Annotated in this window: 12 protein-coding genes; 11 read left to right on the plus strand and 1 reads right to left on the minus strand. The window is 57.0% G+C overall.

Features of this window, described 5'->3' with window-relative positions:
• Positions 1–33: 33 nt before the first annotated feature.
• Positions 34–2,418, plus strand: coding sequence for an ABC transporter permease (locus DYU11_RS32255; RefSeq protein WP_119671880.1), 2,385 nt, complete (start codon positions 34–36; stop codon positions 2,416–2,418).
• Here the strand turns inward: DYU11_RS32255 and DYU11_RS32260 are convergent, their stop codons facing one another.
• Positions 2,419–2,907, minus strand: a complete 489-nt coding sequence (locus tag DYU11_RS32260; RefSeq protein WP_119671881.1) for a Uma2 family endonuclease — start codon at positions 2,905–2,907, stop codon at positions 2,419–2,421.
• Between the two features lie 159 nt (positions 2,908–3,066).
• Between DYU11_RS32260 and DYU11_RS32265 the strand changes: the two genes are divergently transcribed.
• From DYU11_RS32265 to DYU11_RS32310, 10 genes are all read left to right on the plus strand, one after another.
• Positions 3,067–4,818 carry a T9SS type B sorting domain-containing protein gene (locus DYU11_RS32265; protein ID WP_119671882.1) on the plus strand — a complete coding sequence of 584 codons (1,752 nt, stop codon included), beginning with the start codon at positions 3,067–3,069 and terminating at the stop codon, positions 4,816–4,818.
• A 135-nt stretch (positions 4,819–4,953) separates the two neighbouring features.
• Entirely contained in the window at positions 4,954–6,051 is a 1,098-nt protein-coding gene (locus tag DYU11_RS32270; RefSeq protein WP_119671883.1) for a PA14 domain-containing protein, read from the plus strand.
• A 129-nt stretch (positions 6,052–6,180) separates the two neighbouring features.
• Positions 6,181–7,308, plus strand: a complete 1,128-nt coding sequence (locus tag DYU11_RS32275) for a PA14 domain-containing protein (protein WP_119671884.1) — start codon at positions 6,181–6,183, stop codon at positions 7,306–7,308.
• 59 nt (positions 7,309–7,367) lie between these two features.
• Entirely contained in the window at positions 7,368–9,125 is a 1,758-nt protein-coding gene (locus DYU11_RS32280) for a S41 family peptidase (RefSeq protein ID WP_119671885.1), read from the plus strand.
• A 206-nt stretch (positions 9,126–9,331) separates the two neighbouring features.
• Entirely contained in the window at positions 9,332–10,411 is a 1,080-nt protein-coding gene (locus DYU11_RS32285) for a DUF4097 family beta strand repeat-containing protein (RefSeq protein WP_119671886.1), read from the plus strand.
• A gap of 356 nt (positions 10,412–10,767) precedes the next feature.
• The gene (locus DYU11_RS32290; protein ID WP_119671887.1) at positions 10,768–11,343 is read left to right on the plus strand and encodes a LytR/AlgR family response regulator transcription factor; all 576 of its coding nucleotides are present in this window, start codon (positions 10,768–10,770) and stop codon (positions 11,341–11,343) included.
• Positions 11,344–11,459: 116 nt separating this feature from the next.
• Positions 11,460–12,107 (plus strand): (2Fe-2S)-binding protein, encoded by a 648-nt coding sequence (locus tag DYU11_RS32295; RefSeq protein ID WP_119671888.1) that lies wholly within the window; start codon positions 11,460–11,462, stop codon positions 12,105–12,107.
• Positions 12,104–13,102, plus strand: coding sequence for an FAD binding domain-containing protein (locus DYU11_RS32300; protein WP_119671889.1), 999 nt, complete (start codon positions 12,104–12,106; stop codon positions 13,100–13,102). The genes DYU11_RS32295 and DYU11_RS32300 overlap by 4 nt, the downstream gene beginning before the upstream one ends.
• Positions 13,103–13,110: 8 nt before the next feature.
• Positions 13,111–15,333: a xanthine dehydrogenase family protein molybdopterin-binding subunit gene (locus DYU11_RS32305; protein WP_119671890.1), complete on the plus strand. Its 2,223-nt coding sequence runs from the start codon at positions 13,111–13,113 to the stop codon at positions 15,331–15,333.
• Positions 15,334–15,369: 36 nt separating this feature from the next.
• A complete protein-coding gene (locus DYU11_RS32310) occupies positions 15,370–18,453 on the plus strand; it encodes an FAD-binding and (Fe-S)-binding domain-containing protein (RefSeq protein WP_119671891.1) in 3,084 nt (1,027 codons plus the stop codon).
• The last annotated feature ends 48 nt before the right edge of the window (positions 18,454–18,501 follow it).

Below are 18,501 nucleotides of genomic sequence, written 5' to 3' on the forward strand. Positions count from 1 at the left end.
ATATTGCTCAATTCAACCTGAACCACCCACTCCATGCTACGGTCGTACTGCCTTGTTGCGTTGCGCAACCTGTGGAAACACAAGCTGTTTTCGGCAATCAATGTGTTCGGCCTGGCATCGGGGTTGGTCGTGTGTTTTCTGGCCGTCGCGCACATCAAGGGTGTATTCGACTACGACAATTTTCACCCAAACCGCGACCGCACGTACCGCGTCATCACCGACGTAACGAACCGAACCAGCGGCCGGGCGGTGTATGCCACCTCACCATTGGCGCTGGCTCCGGCTCTGAAGCGCGATTACAGCTTCGTCGACGAGGCTGTCCGCGTCATGGAAGTGCCGGATGAAGAGATGACGGGGAACAACAAACGACTCAACGTTGATAACTTTGCCGTTGACCCCGGCTTTTTCAGGCTTTTCAATTTCCCGCTGGAAAAAGGTCGCCCGGCCACCGAACCCCGTACGATTGTACTTACTCACAAAACCGCCGTACGCTTCTTTGGCTCATCAGATGTTGTCGGCAACGTACTTACTCACAGAAGTTTAGGCCCATTAACCATCACGGGCGTCTTAGCCGATTTGCCGTTGAATACCCATTTCAGGTTTGACGCGCTCATCTCCCTCACGATTTATCAAAACCCTGATCCACAAGATCCATTCTGGGGCTGGCAACAGTACGACAATGGCTATACGTATGTCTTGCTGAACCCTTCAGCTTCGGCCAACAACCTGGAAAGGGTGCTATCTTCTATTTCGGGACGGGCAAACCGAGACCTGCGTTCGCCCAACGGATCCCGCTACAGCCTAAGGACCCAGGCACTTACCCGGATCTCGCCCTCGCGTGAGCGGCTAAGCCGGTCATTGATCAACGAATGCACGTACGAAGATTTAGTGGGCGAGTTCTTCATAGGTTTGATTACGTTGCTTCTGGCGGGTTTTAATTACGTTAACCTGACCCTGGCCCGCTCCATTGGTCGGGCCCGTGAAGTCGGCATCCGAAAAGTGGTCGGGGCTTTGCGCTGGCAGGTGATGGGGCAGTTCATGGCCGAATCCGTTATACTGGCGCTGTTGGCGCTGGGGTTAGCGTACGGCATGGCTGAAGTTATCCGCACCATGCCGCTGCCGCAGTATCAGTTTATGATCAGACTGAAGTGGGACTTCCACCTGTGGCTGCTCTTAATCGGCTTTACGCTGATCGTCGGTTTACTGGCCGGCTTGGCTCCGGCGCGGATACTCTCCGGCTTCGAGCCGGCCCAGGTGTTCAGGAGCTATACCGGCCTGCGCGTGATACGAGGCCTGTCGTTTCGCAAAACGCTGATTGTCGTTCAATTTACCATCTCACTCGTCGCTATGATCGTCTTAGTGAGTATAGTCCGACAGTTCCACTTCTTCTCCACGGCCGACTATGGCTTTCGGCGCGACCGACTCCTGACCATTCGCATCGACGACCAGTCCGCGCAGCGGATGATCAGTGCGTTGAATCAGTTAGCGGGCGTAGAGCGGGTAACGGCCACCTCAGACCTGCTGAGCGAACTGAACGACTCGCAGTACATACGTCGCGAACGTAACGGTCGTGATTCCGCACAAGCCGCTCTGGTGGCCGTTGATTCCAACTTTCTCCAGACCATGGACCTGACGCTCCTGGCCGGCCGGAATCTACCTACCCCTGATGGAGCGGCATTACGCGGACAGCCATCTCGGTTCGCGTTACTTAACGAAGAAGCCGTACGAACGTTTCGATTGGGCAATCCAGTCGAGGCTGTCGGTCGTTCCTTGTGGTTGAACGACAGCACCGAGGTACAGATTACGGGTGTACTGAAAAGTTTCAGATTTGGCTGGCTAACTCAACCGATCAAGCCGCTCCTATTGGTTCATCAACCGCGCCAGTTTCGCTACGTTAGCGTTGCCGTAGCGCAGGGTGCCGAACAAACGGTACTGGCCGAAACAAAGCGCATCTGGAAGCGTCTGCTGCCCTACGAACCCTTCACGGGCGAATGGTACGACGACCAGCTGTCCCGAAAATACGACAACAGAGAAACCCTAAACCTGCTGTCATTACTCATCGGGATGGCGCTGTCCATTGCTTGCCTTGGCTTGTTGGGCATTGTGACGTATAACACCCAGATGCGGATCAAGGAGGTAGGGATCCGGAAGGTGATGGGGGCTACGGTGGCGCAGATTGTTGCGCTCCTATCGTGGAGTTTCGTGAAATTGCTGCTCATTGCCGGACTCGTTTCTTACCCGCTGGGTTATTTAGCCGGTACAGCGCTGCTGTCTTATTTCCCTTATCGGGTTACGGTCGGTTTCGAAACGTTTGGACTGTGCGTGGGCGTATTGCTGGTAATAGGCGGCCTGACGATTGGCCTCCGAACGTACCGGGCTGCGCAGGCCAATCCAACGGACAGCCTGCGAACGGAGTAATCAGGCGAAGACAGCCGCCAGCGGCAGTTCAATACCCGTATTTGGATCGGTCAACGTATCCTCATGGTGAAAGAAAACATAACGATCCGGTTCGGTGTACACCATAATGGCTTTGATACTTGGCAGCACAATCCAGCAGGATTTGACGCCAAAGTCGAAGTAAACATTAGTTTTATCAACCATATGTTCAAGACTCTGCGAAGGTGATTGAATTTCGATACAGATAAGAGGATCATTGCGTTTAGCAGAACGATTTGCGTAATCTAACTCAAAGCCAGGGTAAACAGCAACATCGGGCGTAGACCCATCTGGTTGTGTCGCCAACGACACCTCACTCATTATACGATATGTCTGACGGTAACGCAGTTTTAGTTCAAAGGACAAATTAGCTTTAATAGCTGCATGAATAGTATCAGGCTTGGGCTTACCCACGGTCCGCCGGTGCGGCTCGCGTTCGTAATCGGATAACTGTTCAACGGCTGCTTCCATAACACGATCAGTTTTTCCAGGGATGAAGTTCATCATGCTTCGCTCTGCCTCAAAATCGCCCTGCGCAGCAGAATTAGATCACCTTACACTAAGTACATTTCTTAACACAACCGGTATACTAAGTTTTGCTTACCGCCGTTCTCCAGAAAACTCGGAAGTATGATCCGGCTCCTGGTACTTGGTTGGGTATACCTGTTCGCTGGCGTAGTCGGTTATAGCCAGCCCGTTGACTGTAGCAATATTGGCTTTGAAGAAGGTACCTTCAGAGGCTGGGAGCGGTGGATAGGCTATCCTGCAGATTCAGCCCAAAAAGTATTTTTCATCAGTTTACGATCAGGCAGCGAACATCTGGGCACCGGCCTTTTCGGGCATACGATTACCAAAATTACCGATGGCTATGATCCATTTATCAATGAGCAGATACCGGTAGTAGCCCCAGGAAGCCAGCATTCTGTTCGACTTGGAACGTCAGCAATTGGTAGTACCGCTGATCAACTCCGCTCAACGCTGCGAGTAAGTGCCGATGCACCTTTATTACTTTATCGGTTTGCGGTGGTATTACAAAACCCTAATCATAAACCTTACCAACAGCCAGCCTTTCGTTTACTGATACGTACACCACAGGGTGATACAATTCCATGCGGCTATTACCAAGCTTCTGCAAGCAATCAGACTGCTGGGTTTACTAAGCAAGGCGGTTTGATATATCTGAACTGGACCAACTGCATAGTTGATCTGCGTCCTTACATCGGCCAACAACTAACGATTGAGGTGACTGCTCATGGTTGTACAGACGGCGCACATTTCGGATATGCTTATTTTGACGCCCGGTGTCTCGAAGCCGCTGTAACGGCCGCTTCATTTTGTTCGCAACAAGACACTACTACAACCTTGTCGGCTCCAACAGGCTTCGATCAGTATCAATGGAGTACAGGAGACACCACGGCAACTATTACAGTCGTTCCACGGATAGGTGATCGTTATTGGGTGAAAGTCCGGTCTCAGTCTACGCTCAGATCGGATTGCTCTGTTGAGCTTATGCTCCCCTACGAAGTTAAAGAGGAACTCGTACCTACCAGCCAAACCATTAGCCTATGCGCCGGAGAATCGTACCAAGTTGGTGACTCTGTATATACACGTTCGGGTACATACCGAACCGTCATCAAACGACCAGCACCCCTTTGTGACAGCGTGATCGTAACAAAACTGACGGTGCTGCCTCCGGTGAATTCCACTCAAAGTAAAACCATCTGCATCGGCAATACCTTAGTTGTAGGCGACAGCACCTACACAACCACTGGCACGTACCAGACCCGCTTTCGTCGGGCGGCTCCCCTCTGCGACAGCGTAGTGACCACCCATCTCGTGGTTCAGCAGGTTGATCTGGGCTCCTTTCAGGACACACTGGTTGTACAGGGCGATAGTATTCAGTTAAAAGCTCTTGTTCCGGGCGGAGCCAATTATGCGTACAGTTGGTCGCCTACCGATGGCCTATCCTGCCCCACTTGTGCTGTCACCTGGGCAAAGCCCGGCCAAACAACTCAATACCGGCTGACTGCCCGAATAGCTGACTCAGGCTGCGAAGCGTCTCAAACCATGCGTGTTCAGGTAGTTCCGTGCACTATTAATGTCCCCAATTCTTTTTCACCGAACGGCGATGGTATCAATGACCAGTTTACCATCTTATCAAGCCCCTGCGTAAAGCAAGTCAGGCTGTTGATCGTATACAACCGATGGGGTCAGGTTATCTTTTACGGAACTAACGAGTCAAACCAGAACTCCTCGGTAAGCTGGGACGGAACCTTTCGGGGCGAAGCGGCCGACGTTGGCGTCTATCCATATCAAATCCTTTTCGAATCGCCGGTGGGCGGTGTTCGTAAACATAGTGGAGCGTTGTTACTGCTTCGGTGATGCACACCCTTGATTTCTTTAATCATATACTTCGCGCCAAGGATACTTCCCGCAGAAGGCAACACAACTTAGCCACCGGGAAGGAGTTCAGCATCAGGATCGTTACCTTTCAGGTATCACGTAAACAGCCTTGCTATGTGTCGCGCTTGTGGTTTTCTGGTTGTGCTTTGGGTTGTGGTTTCGGGAAGTAGTTCAGCACAGTCGCCATCCAACCGACAGGCGGCTACGCACGGCCTGAAAGGTGAGTATTTCAACGGACCAAACTTTGAGCGAAAAGTGCTCACCCGAATTGATCCGCAGGTAAGTTTTGACTGGAACTGGCAGATGCCCGGCCCGGGCGTGCCACGCGAGTATTTTTCGGTGCGCTGGACCGGTAAGCTCTACGCCCCGCGGTCGGGCAAATACCAGTTCAGCGCGACGGTCGACGATGGCGTACGGGTCTGGGTTGGCGGCAAAAAGGTAATCGATGAGTGGCGCAAGCAGGATGACACTCAATTCGTGGGTGAAATCATCCTCAAAGCCGGCAACTACTATGATCTGAAAGTTGAGTACTACAATGACTGGAAAGGCAGCATCATCAACCTGTTCTGGAAATTACCTGTAGACAAGCGAATTGCATCGACGGCGTTTCCGGATATTATTCCAGCCAATTTTCTTGTTCCGTCATTACCGGCTAAACCTAAAGCCAGTCCGGCGGTAGCGGCACCTAAACCCGTTGCGGCCAAAAACAACGTAGCGGCCAAGACCAGCAAATCCGTGGCGACGGCTACGCGGTCGCTGCGCCCCACTCCCCCCAAAACAGCCGGTGTTGGTCAACCGGTGGCAGCCAAAACGCTCAACACACCTACGGCCGAAAGCAGCAACCCCATCAATACGTTCGAAACGCTGACCGCCGGTACGACGGTGGTGTTGCAGCAGGTCCTGTTTGAGCAGAGCAGCTACGTACTGCGACCCGAATCCTACGCGGAATTGAACCGGCTGCTGAAGGCGCTTCAAAAACACCCGGCAGCCCGGCTTGACATCAGCGGCCATACCGACAACGTAGGCGACCCGCGGCTCAATCTCGCCCTGTCGGAGAACCGGGCCAAAGTTGTAGCGAACTACCTGATCCGTCGCGGCATTGCCGAAGACCGGCTCGACGCGAAAGGCTTCGGCGGTACCCGTCCGGTGGCCGGCAACAACACCGAATCGGACCGGGCCAGAAACCGACGGGTCGAAATTCAGGTCCGGTAGACCGTCGGGCCGTTAACCGACCGGACACCCGTCAGGCAGCTCAGGGTGGCACTTTTACCACCGGTGTAAATCCAGCCGGCCGCGTCGTTTTTCTGCCTACCTTCTTCTGGTCAAATGCTTCCTCCTGTTATGAAAACCTTTACCCTGATGGCGCTGCTGGCCCTGCTGGTTCACGGCGTCAACGCCCAGCAGCAGGGGCTGCGGGGTGAATACTACGACGGCCCGAACTTTAACCGGAAGGTGTTTATCCGCAACGACCGGCAGATCAACTTCAACTGGCGGGGCACGAGTCCCGGTCGGGGCATCGGCACGGAATTTTACTCGATTCGCTGGACGGGTCTGCTTCGCCCCCCCACCGACGCGACGTATCAGTTTACAGCCGAAGTCGACGACGGCATCCGGCTGTGGGTAGGCAACCGGACCATCATCGATGCCTGGGGGCTGCACGACAACGTGACGTTTACGGGTAAGGTGAAGCTGAGAGGGGGTGGTCTGTACGACCTGCGCATTGACTATTACAACGATATTCTGGAGGGTGAAATCAAACTGTACTGGCAAATGATCGGAGCCGACAATACACCCATCGGCCCCAAACAACTGATTGCTACCCAATATCTGATCATGCCGCCCCGACCCAAGCCGGCCGTAGCCGCCAGACCGACCCCCAAACCGCAGCCAGTGACCACTACGCCGACGGTGACCGCTACCACGCCCCGGCCTACCACGAAGAAGCTAACCCCGACTAAACCAGCCGTATCGGCAGCCGGCAAGACGACGCCCCCAACGCCCAAACCCAACGTATCGCCGGCGAGTACACCAGCGGTAGTTACCAGTAAACCAATCCCGACGACCACCGCTCAGGCAGATCCGCCCGCCGTAGCCGAACAACCGCCCGTTACGTTCACCCGGCTGGAGTCGGGGCAGACGCTCGTTCTTCAGAACGTCATGTTCCAGCAGAGCAGCTACATCCTGCTGCCCGAATCGTACCTCGAACTGAACAAACTGGTGCAGGCCCTGCGCAGCCATCCAGCGGTGCAGCTTGTGATCAGTGGGCATACCGACAACGTAGGCGATCCGCGGCTCAACCAGTCGCTGTCGGAGTACCGGGCCAAAGTGGTGATGAGCTACCTGGTTCGGCACGGCATCGAGGAGAGTCGGCTGAGTGCCAAAGGCTACGGCTGCACCCGACCGGTAGCGGGCAACGACACCGAATCTGATCGGTCGAAAAACCGGCGCGTGGAAATTCATGTGCATTGATACGTAGGTCGAAAAAAGCCGTATTTTCACCTGCCTAAAACCTAAACCTCCTTTACTCAATGTTTTTATGTCGATGCGCCTGCCTGCTGCTGTTATGGCCGCTGGTAAGCACCGCTCAGACCACCCCAACGGCCAATCAGGCGTATCAGTACCTTCAGAACGAACGGGCCCGGGTTCGCCAGATCATCGGTACCAGTACCACACCCCTAACCGACAGCCTCAAAAAGGGGGCTCAGGTGTTGCAGGAAGCCCTGGCTTACTACCAACGCCCCGATATTCTGGCGCTGACCAAAACTAACAAATCGTTGTATTACCGTAAGACCGACATCCTGTACGACTTATCACGCATACAGAGTCGGCTCAACGATCAACCGGCGGCAGTGGCTTCACTCCAGCAGTTGCTGACACCGGAGTTTGCCGATGTGTACGCCCCCTGGATTCTCGACGACTCTTACCTAACTTCAGTTCGGCAGGACCCAGCCCTTAAACCAATTCTGGACAAGGCCGCTGCTGGGATCAACACGTTCCGGTCGAAAGCGCTGACAACACCCTATCAACCCAACCTCAGCGACGACGAGAAGGTAGCCGGGCTGTCAAAGATGTGGGCGGAAGCCAAGTACAACTTCGCGTATTTCGATCATATCCCCGATGTTGACTGGGACAGGCTATATCTGGAATACCTGCCCAAAGTGCGCGCCACGCCTAATACGGTGGCCTACTACCGGGTGCTGAAGCAGTTCTACGCCCAACTCCGCGACGGCCATACGGATGTCTGGGCGCCAAGCGGTCCACTGGCCGACTCGGTGGCGTTCCGGCCACCCGTAGTGGCTCAGTTGGTCGAAGGCCGGGTATTTGTGCAGCAGGTCCGGCACGACAGCCTGATGCGTTCCGGCATTATTCCGGGTCTGGAGATTGTGCAGATCGACGGCTTACCGGTTCGTGACTATGCCGACCGCTACGTTCGGCCGTATCAGAGCGGCTCAACACCCCAGAACATCGATGTACAGACGTACGGCTATCAGCTGCTGCGAGGTCCTAAAGATCGGCCGGTGACGGTAATGTTCCGCGACGCCAGGGGAAAGACGTTCAGTCGCGCGTTACCCCGTAGTGGCTATTCAACACTAACCCCGGTCGAATCGGTGATCATTAAGTACCTGCCGGGGAACGTCGCCTACGTCCAGCTCAACGAGTTTGAAAGTAACAGGGGATTTAAACGCTTCGTGGCGGCTTTCGACACGATTGCGGCTGCCAACGCGCTGATTCTGGACGTTCGGCAAAATGGCGGTGGTGATTCGGGCAACGGCTGGAATATCCTCAGCTACCTGACGGATAAACCCTTCGCTACGGGTAGCTACCGTTCGCGTGTGTACAGCCCGGTTCGGCGGGCCCGGGGCGAAAACGTCCTGTTCGAACCGGTCGACACGGGCAATACGTGGGCGGCCAATCGCGAAAAGCTGTTCAGCAAACCGGTGGCGGTCCTCATCGGCGGCATGACCTTCTCGGCCGCCGAAGACTTCACAGTGGCGTTTGCCGCTATGAAACGCGGTAAGCTGATTGGCGAACCAACCGGTGGCAGTACCGGTCAGCCGCTGGGCTTTTCGCTGCCGGGCGGCATCATGGCCCGGGTCTGCACTAAACGAGACGCCTTCCCCGACGGCACCGAGTGGGTCGGCAAAGGCATTCAGCCCGACATCCTGATCCGCCCGACCGCAGCCGACGTACTGGCCGGTCGCGACCCGGCGCTTGACGCGGCTCTCCGCGAGCTGGCTCCTCCGGTGGCCACCAAACCGGCCAGAAAAACAAAATCATCGCGATAACGGCTGTTCGAAAGCGTACACAACATGTCCATTTTTGAACAACAGGGGTTGACAGATAGCGCCATGCTGTTCAATAACAGGGTTTTCGGGAGCTGGCATGCCCCTTGTACCAAAATAATGCAGGACGCATAGGGGTAAGGACGCAACGAACTGTCCTGCTTTTGCATCTTTCAACCAAACCAAGTCGTGTACTTACTAAATACGCCATGAAACGCAACCAGTTTATCCTTTCCCTCCTCGGCGCCGGCGCCATTACGTTCAGCGCTTTTACTACTGACCCCAGCCTGACGCTACGCCTGGACGACGATACGAAGCCCTACGACACCAAAACATTCACGGGTACCATCAGCGCCGTACGCGCCGAAACCTCGGGAGGTAGCCTGACGGTCGAAGGCACCTCCGGCAGTGGTGCCAAAGTCGAACTGTACGTCCGGCCCAACAACTGGAACGGCCGCAACGAACTGGATAAAGCCGAGATTGAAGAGCGCCTGAAAGAGTACGATGTCAACATCCGTCAGGAAGGCAGCACGATCATCGCCACGGCCAAACGCCGGTCAAACGACAACAACTGGAAACGCTCGCTCAGCATCGGTTTTAAAATCTACACGCCCCGTACCGTATCGACGACCCTGCGCACGTCGGGCGGCAGCATCCGGCTCAGCGACATCGCCGGCAACCAGGATTTCCGGACCAGCGGGGGCAGCCTGCACCTGACCAAAGTCGAGGGCGACATCAGCGGCCAGACATCGGGCGGCAGCATCCACCTCGACCGCTGCAGGAACGACCGGGATGGGCGCATCGACCTGCAAACGTCCGGGGGCTCCATCCACGCCCAGGCGTCGGAAGGAAAAATGCGGCTGCACACCTCGGGCGGCAGCATCGAACTGAATGACCTGCAGGGCACCATCGACGCCCGGACGAGCGGAGGCAGTGTTCGCGGCAGCGACATCGCCGGTACGCTCAAGGCCGGTACGTCGGGCGGGTCGGTTCGGCTGGCCAACGTATCGGGCAGTCTCGACGCCAGCACCAGCGCCGGCAGCATCGAGGTAAGCCTGACCAAACTGGGCGACTACGTCCGGCTGAGCACCACGGCCGGAAGTGTGCGCGTCAAAATGCCGATGAACAAAGGGCTCGACCTCGATCTGAGCGGCAACCGCGTTGAAGTGGGTACGTTGACTAACTTCAGCGGATCGCACGAGAAAGACCGTGTGCGCGGCAAGATTAACGGAGGTGGGGTTCCGGTCGAGATTGCAGCCAGCAGTGGCAGCGTCTATCTGAATCGCTGACTTAAAAGCATTTACTGAATTCTACGTATCAGACGGGTGAACAGGTGTGAGGCCGGCCAGTGTACACTGGCCGGCCTTCTTTGTTCGATTCCTTTCCCTCACCAACCGGTACGTAAATGCTCTGTTACCCGGGAATTGCATTGATAATCCGTCAAAAGACTACGCTTACTAACAAAATTCGAAATTTTAATTATTCAAGTATTTATTTGACTAGAAGACATAAAACGGGTGATGCTTTTCACCAGGTAATCGATCTGTATTTTCACTAAAAAACCATTACCCTGCTTTGCCATACTCAGCGCATTATTGACGGTTTACTTGCATTGATTTACCCATAGACCCACTATTTCAACCCCATGTCTGCGCGCACTACATCATCAATTTCCCCGGACGAGTCTGGTTCACCACAGGTAGGGCCCGAACTAAGCACTTCGTCTGAGGCCAAAGTTTATTCCCTTGCCGACCCGTTGCTGACTGGCCAGCCGTCCGCATTACTTTACCAAGAGCCCGCTTCTACCCACATTCCCGCCATTCCGTTTGCGCCACCGATAGTCGTTCAGAAAAAAACCGGCAAACGGCCCTCCTCTCCGGGCCATCAGGGAGAAGCCATTCTGCAGAAAGGCGATTACATTTTCATTAAGCAGAATTACCAGTTTGTCCGAATTTATCTGAGCGACGTTATCTACGTGGAGGCTGACGACAAGTATTCGACGGTAGTTACGTCCGGTCGCAAATTCGTGCTGCGGCTTCCCCTCAGCACGCTGCTCGAACGCCTGACGGGCCTGACGCTCATTCGGGTACATCGCTCGTTTGCGGTCAATCTGGCCTGGGTAGAATCATTCAGTGATTATCAGGTGCAGGTCCAGGGCCAGGCGGTACCATTGGGCCGAACCTACAGAACCAGTTTCTTTGAGCATTTCCACAACTGCTGATTAGCCGACCAGCGATTCGTTCACCCCGCTTGCCAGGACCAGTACACCACTGGTCTTTTTCTTTTACCTAACCTTCTGCCCGCTCTGCGGTTATACAGGCAAGTAACTCAACGGGGATGAAACATAGAACCTTCAGCGTCCTGTTCGGCAACGAGCAGGAACCACCGCATACGGCCCGACGCGATTTTCTGAAGCAGTCGTCGCTGTTAACCGCCCTGGCCCTCGCGCCCTCATCGGTCGTACAAGCCGCCGAAACCGTATTCGGCGGTCGTGCTTCGTCGGCCGCCGAACCGATTCCGGTGGTCATCGAGATCAACGGAACGTCGCGTTCGTTGTCCGTCGAACCCCGCGTTACGCTGCTGGATCTGCTCCGGGAGCAACTGGACATGACGGGCACTAAAAAGGGCTGCGATTACGGCCAGTGCGGAGCCTGCACGGTCCACGTAGACGGGCAGCGGGTGCTGGCCTGCCTGAGTCTGGCGGTGATGATGCAGGGAAGGCAGGTAACGACCATCGAAGGGCTGGCCGAAAACCCTGAGCAGCTCCACCCCATGCAGGAAGCATTTATCAGGCACGACGGGTTTCAGTGCGGCTACTGCACACCCGGTCAGATCATGTCGGCGGTGGGTTGCATTCGCGAAGGACACGCCGACTCCGCAGCGGAAATCCGCGAATACATGAGCGGTAACCTCTGCCGGTGCGGGGCCTATTCCAATATCATCGCGGCCATTGAGGAGGTCAAAAAAGGCGGGGCGAAGGTATGATCAATTTTCAGTACGTCCGCCCGACCACCCAGCAGGCCAGCGTAGCGGCCTTAACTGGCAACCCGACTGCCCAGTTCATCGCCGGTGGTACGAACCTCATCGACCTGATGAAGCGGGGCGTAACGGCTCCCGAAACGGTAGTCGACATCAACGCCCTGCCGCTCCGAAGCATTGACAGGCAGGGTAACGGTATCCGCATCGGGGCGCTGGCCCTGAACAGCGCCGTAGCCGACCATCCGCTCATCCGCCGGCAACAGCCGTTGCTGACGCAGGCGCTCAACGCGGGGGCATCGGCGCAGATCCGGAACATGGCGACCATGGGCGGCAACATGCTGCAACGGACCCGCTGTCATTACTTCTACGACACGGCGCTGCCCTGCAACAAACGCGAACCCGGCTCGGGCTGCGGGGCGTTGGCGGGCTTCAACCGCATCCACGCCATTTTCGGCACCAACGACCGCGATCCGAAGCAGGCCTGCATTGCCGTACATCCCAGTGATATGTGCGTGGCACTGGTAGCTCTGGATGCCACGGTGCTGGTAACGGGCCCAACCGGCGAACGCCGGATCCCGTTCATCGATTTTCACCGGCTGCCGGGCAACACGCCCGAGCGGGATACCAACCTCGAACGCGGTGAGCTTATCCTGGCCCTCGACATTCCTGACAATGGCTTCGCCCGGCATGTGCACTACCTGAAGGTACGCGACCGGAATTCGTATGCGTTTGCGCTGGTGTCGGTGGCGGCTGCGCTGGACCTCAGCAACGGCACCATTCGCAACGCACGACTGGCCATGGGGGGCGTGGCTCACAAGCCCTGGCGGTTGCTGGACGCCGAGAAAGCACTGATTGGCAAACCCGCTACCGAGACTACGTTCCGGCAGGCCGCCGACCTGGCCATGCAGGGTGCCAAAGCCTATGAGCACAATGCCTTCAAACTCAGAATGTCTCCCGGTGCCATCGTAGAGGCTCTTAAAACCGCGGCTCGCCCAGCCTGAAACAACCCATGGAAGAATCAGCAGTAAAAACCGGCCAGATTGGCGACCCCCTCAACCGGGTCGACGGCCGACTGAAGGTAACGGGGGGTGCCCGCTACGCGGCCGAGTATAACCTGCCCGGCATTACGTTTGGCGTTCTGACCACCAGCACCATCACGAAAGGCCGCATCCGGGCTATCGATACCAAAGCCGCCGAAAAAGCGCCCGGCGTACTGGCCGTGGTGACGCATAAAAACTCACCCAAAGTTCCGGGCTACGAAGCGGGGACGGACAATGCGCAGTCGCGGGTGCATGGGCAGGAGTTCCGCGTGTTCTACGACGACCGGATCTACTACAACAACCAGCCGGTGGCGCTCGTCATCGCCGATACGCTGGAACGGGCCACGTACGCGGCTTCGCTCGTATCCGTGACTTACAACGAGGACAAGCACCAGACCAACATCAAAACGCAGACCGAAAAAGCGTTCAAACCTGAACGGCCGGAGGACTACGCCCGGGGCGAAGCAGACGCCTACAAAACAGCGCCGGTTCGGATCGAGCGGGAATACCACACCCCCATTCACGTCCACAACCCGATGGAACCCCACGCAGCCACGGCGGTCTGGGAGGCCGACGACAAGGTGATCATCTACAACAAGGCGCAGGGGGTGAAACTGGCGCAGAAAGACATTATGAAGTCGTTCGATCTCAAGGAAGAAAACGTCCGGGTTCATTCGCCCTTCGTGGGGGGCGCCTTTGGGAGTTCGTCGCGCATCTGGCCGCAGGAAATGGCCGCCATTCTGGGGGCTAAAAAAGTAGGTCGGCCGGTAAAGGTTGTGCTGAAACGCGATCAGGTCTTCAACATGGTCGGCTACCGCCCCCGGTCGATCCAGAAAGTGGGGCTGGGCGCTACGGCCGACGGCAAACTGATCGGCGTCACCCACGAAGCGATGGGCCTGACCTCGACCTACGAGCAGTTTACCGAACGGATCGTTCACCCAACCAAGTCGCTGTACAGATCACCGAACCTCAACGCGGTGTACAAGCTCGTTCCGCTGGATCTGAGTACCCCCTGCTGGACCCGCGGTCCCGGCGAAAGCAGCGGTTCGTTTGCGCTGGAATCGGCCATGGATGAACTGGCCTATGCTCTGAACATGGATCCGCTGGCGCTACGGCTCAAAAACTTCGCCGACAAGGACCCGGAAAACGACAAACCCTGGTCGAGCAACTACCTCCGGGCCTGCTACGAACGCGGTGCCGAGCGATTCGGCTGGTCGAAACGGAATCCCAAACCCCGCTCGATGCGGTCCGGCGACATGCTGGTCGGTATGGGCATGAGCGCCGGCATTTATAAAGCCGAACGTACCACAGCCTCAGCCCGCGCCAAACTCCGGTCCGACGGGTTGCTGGTGGTGCAGAGCGCAGCCGCCGACGTTGGTCCCGGTACGTACACGATCATGACGCAGATTGCCGCCGATACGATGGGCCTTGACGTCAGCAAGGTCCGGTTCGAGCTGGGCGACTCGTCTTTTCCGCAGGCTCCCCCGCAATACGGCTCCCACACCACGGCGTCGGTCGGCTCGGCGGTGCATGATGTGTGCGTCGCCCTGAAACAGCGGTTGCAGGAACTGGCCGTCAATAAACAGGGGTCGGCCCTTTACCAGGCCAGCGCCGACGATCTGGTGTTTGCCGACAACGCCATCCGGCTCAAGGGCCGGTCGAACGGGCTGTCGTACACCGAGATTCTGAAGCTGAACAACCTGCCGGAGCTGGAAGTAACGAAGGAATCGAAGAGCGGCCCGGAAAAAGAGAAATTTTCGACCAAATCGTTCTGCGCTACGTTCATCGAAGTGCACGTCCATCCGGTAACGGGCATGGTGCAGGTCAGGCGGGTGGTCTCGGCCGTCGATGCGGGCAGGATTATGAACCTCAAAACGGCCCGCAGCCAGATACTCAGTTCAACGATCTGGGGCATTGGCATGGCCCTGATGGAAGAAGGCGTAATCGACCACCGGTTTGGCCGCTACATGAATAAAGACCTGGCCGAATACCACGTACCGGTTTGCGCCGACACGCCCGACATGGACGTAATTCTGATCGACAAACCCGATCCGATTGTCAGCCCGACCGGTGCGAAAGGCATTGGTGAGATCGGTATGGTGGGCTTTGCCGCGGCCGTGGCCAATGCCGTATTCCATGCCACGGGCAAACGCATCCGCGAGCTGCCCATTACGCCCGATAAGCTGGTGTAGACATCGCGAATGGCTGTTTTGTTGTATCTTTAGGGTATGTTCCGAATAGCACCTACCCGATTTGCTGACCTGCGCTCGTCGTTCGAGGGCGAACTGTACTTTGACGAATCCCCCGAACATACTGCCCAGCGTATTCTCTACGCGACCGATGCCTCCGTGTATCAGGAGATGCCGGTTGCCGTGGCCATTCCAAAATCCGTTGCCGATATTAAACAACTGATTCGGTTTGCGCAGCAGGGTCACAACGGTGCCTCAATCGGGCTGATTCCCCGTGCAGCCGGTACGTCGCTGGCGGGTCAGGTCGTGGGCAACGGCATTGTGGTGGATATTTCAAAGTATTTCGGCAACATTCTGGAGGTAAACGCTGAACAGCGCTGGGTACGAGTACAGCCGGGCGTCATCCGCGACGATCTCAATGCGTATCTGAAACCCTACGGACTGATGTTCGGGCCGGAGACCTCCACCGCCAGCCGGGCCATGATCGGCGGGATGATCGGCAACAACTCCTGCGGTCTGCACTCCATCGTCTGGGGCACGACCCGCGACCATCTGCTCGAAGTCAAAGCCCTGCTGAGCGACGGGGCCGAGGTGACGTTCGGCCCGTTGACTGACGCGCAGTTTGACGCCAAATGCCGAGGTGAGTCCACACCGGGTGAATCCACACCGGGTGAATCTACAGTGAGCCCGCTGGAACAGCAGTTGTACCAGCAAGTCAATACGTGGCTGTCGAACCCGGCCACCCGGCAGCACATCCACGAAGGCTACCCAAAACCGACCGTTTCCCGCCGGAACACGGGCTACGCGGTCGATGCGCTGGTGCCGTTTTTTGAGGGACGCAATACACTCTTCGACCCGTCCGCGCCAACCTCTACGTTCAACTTTGCCCATCTTATCGCCGGCTCGGAGGGGACGCTCTGCTTCATCACCGAAGCAAAGCTGAACCTGCTCCCTCTGCCGCCTAAAGAAGTGGCGTTGGTCTGCGGGCATTTCCTGAGCATCCGGCAATCGCTCGAAGCCAACCTCGTGGCCCTCGACCACCACTGTGCCGCTTCCGAACTGGTTGATGACTACATTCTGGAGCTGACCAAAACCAACATCGACCAAACCCGCAACCGTACGTTCGTGGAACCCCACCCCGCAGAAGGCGATCCAAAAGCCATTCTGATGGTTGAGTTTTTTGACGACACGGCGGAGGGCGTTGCCCAGAAAGCTACCGACTTTATAGCTGAACTACAGGCAAAAGGACTGGGGTACGCCTACCCCGTTCTCTTCGGCGACGACACCAAAAAACCGTGGGCGCTCCGCAAAGCCGGGCTGAGCATTATGTACAACATTCCCGGCGACGATAAACCGGCGAACGTGATCGAGGACACGGCCGTGGACGTCCGCGACCTGCCCGACTACATCGACGAACTGGACCGGATGGCCTGGGAGCATCACGGCCTGAAGCTGGAGTATTCGGCCCATGCCGGCGCCGGTGAGCTGCACGTATTGCCCCTGATCAACCTCAAATCGTCGGAAGGGCGGCAGAAATTCCGGTCGCTGCTGATGGACACGGCCCAGCTCGTTAAACGCTATGGTGGATCGCTCTCGGGCGAACACGGCGACGGGCGGCTGCGGGGCGAATGCATTGCTTTCATGCTCGGGCCCGAAAACTACCAGTTGTGCAAGGACATTAAGGCGCTCTGGGACCCGCACCGGCTCTTCAACCCCGGCAAGGTGGTCGATACGCCCCCGATGAATGAGTTTCTGCGCTACGAAGCCGACAAGCCCGTTCCGCAGCCAACAACTATTTTTGATTTCTCGAAAGACGGTGGCCTGCTCGAACTGGCCGAAAAATGTTCCGGCTCCGGCGACTGCCGCAAAACCCACATCTCGGGCGGAACGATGTGCCCGAGCTACATGGCCACCCGCAGCGAACACGACACCACCCGCGCCCGGGCCAACATCCTGCGGCATTTTTATACCAGTCAGGACAAACCGGCCCAGCACGACTACGAAGCCGTGAAGGACGTACTGGACCTGTGCCTGTCGTGTAAAGCCTGCAAAGCCGAGTGCCCGTCGAGCGTGGACATGACCCGCATGAAAGCCGAGTTTACGCAGCAGTATTACGCCGAAAAAGGCGTGCCGATGCGGGCCCGACTGGTGGGCAATTTCACCCGGCTCATGTCGCTGGCGAGCCTGGCTCCCTGGGCCTACAACGCCATCTACGACAGCCCGGCCCTGCGCCGGATTGCCAACCGCACCGTCGGCTTTCACCCCGAGCGTACCATGCCCCGGCTGGCGGGAACGACGCTACGTCAGTGGGCGAAGAGCAGGGGGCTTGGGGCAGGGGGCTTAGGGCAGGGAGCGGATGCTGGTATCCATGCTCCACGCCCCTCGCCCCAGGCCCCCCGCCCCCTTCTCTTCGCCGACGAGTTTACGAACTACAACGACGTTGAAGTAGGCCAGAAAGCCATTCAGTTGCTGCAACGTTTAGGGTATGACGTAAGCATTCCCGAGCATGTCGAAAGCGGCCGGACGTACCTATCGAAAGGTCTGGTGGACGACGCCCGGGCGATTGCCATCCGCAACGTTACGCTGCTGAAAGACAAGGTCAAGGAAAACAGCCCGCTGGTTGGGCTGGAACCCTCGGCCATCCTGACGTTCCGCGACGAATACCCGGATCTGGTGCCGGCCGATCTGAAAGCCGACGCCCAGCGCATCGCCCGGCATACATTTCTGTTTGAAGAGTGGCTCGCCCGGGAGGCCGATGCCAAACGTATCGACCGAAGCCAGTTTACGACGGAAGCCCGACAGGTGAAAATCCACGGCCATTGTCATCAGAAGGCCCTGTCGTCGATGGTACCGGTCAAAAAGATTCTGTCCCTGCCGCCAAATTACAGCGTGCAGCTTATTCCGTCGGGATGCTGTGGGATGGCGGGCTCGTTTGGCTACGAAACCGAACACTACGACATCTCGATGCAGATTGGCGAACTGGTGCTATTCCCGGCTATCCGACAGACGACCAGTGACGTTATCATCTCAGCAGCCGGCACCAGCTGCCGCCATCAGATCAAAGACGGTACCGGTCGCCACGCCCAGCACCCGGCCGAGATTCTGTTCGACGCCCTCAGGTAGCCCGGGACCGGGCCGGTGTTCCAGCGTTTGCATCCAGGCTACGTAAAA

This window comes from Fibrisoma montanum (assembly GCF_003583365.1).
GTDB classification, from domain to species: domain Bacteria; phylum Bacteroidota; class Bacteroidia; order Cytophagales; family Spirosomataceae; genus Fibrisoma; species Fibrisoma montanum.